This window comes from Affinirhizobium helianthi, from assembly GCF_042680945.1.
Taxonomy (GTDB): Bacteria; Pseudomonadota; Alphaproteobacteria; order Rhizobiales; family Rhizobiaceae; genus Neorhizobium; species Neorhizobium helianthi.
This window is the reverse complement of record NZ_JBHUEQ010000030.1, coordinates 1-1,153: the sequence shown is the minus strand read 5'-3', so window position 1 is coordinate 1,153 and position 1,153 is coordinate 1. Positions and strand designations below refer to the sequence as shown.

General features: G+C 56.7%; 3 protein-coding genes. All 3 read right to left on the bottom strand.

Features of this window, described 5'->3' with window-relative positions:
- Positions 1-21: 21 nt before the first annotated feature.
- From ACFSE1_RS16775 to ACFSE1_RS16765, 3 genes are read right to left on the bottom strand one after another with little or no spacing between them, the layout of a single operon-like run.
- The gene (locus tag ACFSE1_RS16775) at positions 22-201 is read right to left on the bottom strand and encodes a hypothetical protein (protein WP_377403833.1); all 180 of its coding nucleotides are present in this window, start codon (positions 199-201) and stop codon (positions 22-24) included.
- Between the two features lie 20 nt (positions 202-221).
- Positions 222-485, bottom strand: coding sequence for a hypothetical protein (locus ACFSE1_RS16770; RefSeq protein ID WP_377403830.1), 264 nt, complete (start codon positions 483-485; stop codon positions 222-224).
- An 18-nt stretch (positions 486-503) separates the two neighbouring features.
- Positions 504-725 carry a hypothetical protein gene (locus tag ACFSE1_RS16765; protein ID WP_377403827.1) on the bottom strand — a complete coding sequence of 74 codons (222 nt, stop codon included), beginning with the start codon at positions 723-725 and terminating at the stop codon, positions 504-506.
- Positions 726-1,153 lie beyond the last annotated feature (428 nt).

Here is a 1,153-nt window from a genome sequence, read left to right as displayed (position 1 = left end):
CAGCCCGGTAGCTCGTCAGGCTCATAACCTGAAGGCCGCAGGTTCAAATCCTGCCCCCGCAACCAACGAAACTTGTAAATTCTTCCATTCGGGAGACACCTTTAAAAGCTCCTCGGCGTAAGCCTCGAAGAGCTCTTTGCGTTTGGCCTCCGTGTCGAGTTCACCGGACAGCTGACGCGCCAGCACATCCTGATCCACCATCGCCTTAAACTTCGACTCCCTCAATTGCGCTGCCACCATGGCAGCGAGGATCGATGAGATCCGGCCATGCACTTCCAGCAGGGGGGGTCACGGCCCGGTGTGCTGGCAATCACGACTTCCTGGATCAATTGCCGGATGATGCCCATCAGCGGCTGCTTGGTTTGAAAATCAGCGTGATCGCGCATCATGTAAAGCATGGCGTGGATAACCGTGCGGACGGTTTCTTCGTTGATCTCACCGCGCAGCGCCGCGAGGCGTTCTGCATCGCTGGTGGGCTTATCCATGGAGGGCGCGCTCGCCAGCTATCGCTCCAGTTCTTCTCCTTTTTCGTCTAGCCTGTCGAGCTGGTCGTCAAAGGCCGCGATAGGCCGTCGGCCTTCGGCTGCTCGTTGTGACATCTGGGCGATGATGCCCTCTTGCTCGCGTTTATCGCGTTGGAGAGCCGCCTCGATATCCTTGGCCTGCTGGGCAGCGGTCTTCTGCTCCGCGAGTTCACTTTGCAGAACCTTTCCGCCGGAAGACATCCCTCTGCACCAGGGCTGCAGGGATGCATGTGAGAACACGGTCTTCCAGTTCTTTGCGGAGAATTGTCTTGTGATTGCTGCAACAGGCCCCGCCGAGAATGTCCATGGGGATCTCTTTTATGGTTGGTGCTACCATACCGACCTGTGGCCATGACAGCATAAGGTCCCCGCACCCGGCACATTTCAGTAAACCGCTCAGGAATTGCTTGGACGGTGAGACCTGTTCTGATGATTGGAATCCGTCAGGGCGAACTCTTCGCGTACGGCTGACTGCTGTCGCTTGACCGCTGACGAGAGGACGTCGGGGATGATGTGCAGTTCTGGGCGTTCGTCCACGACCCAATCGTCGCTATTATTAGGGTCGAAACCCAATCAGGGTATTGATGAGATTAGCTATCCATGATTCACTTCCTGCAGCAACAGGAGTG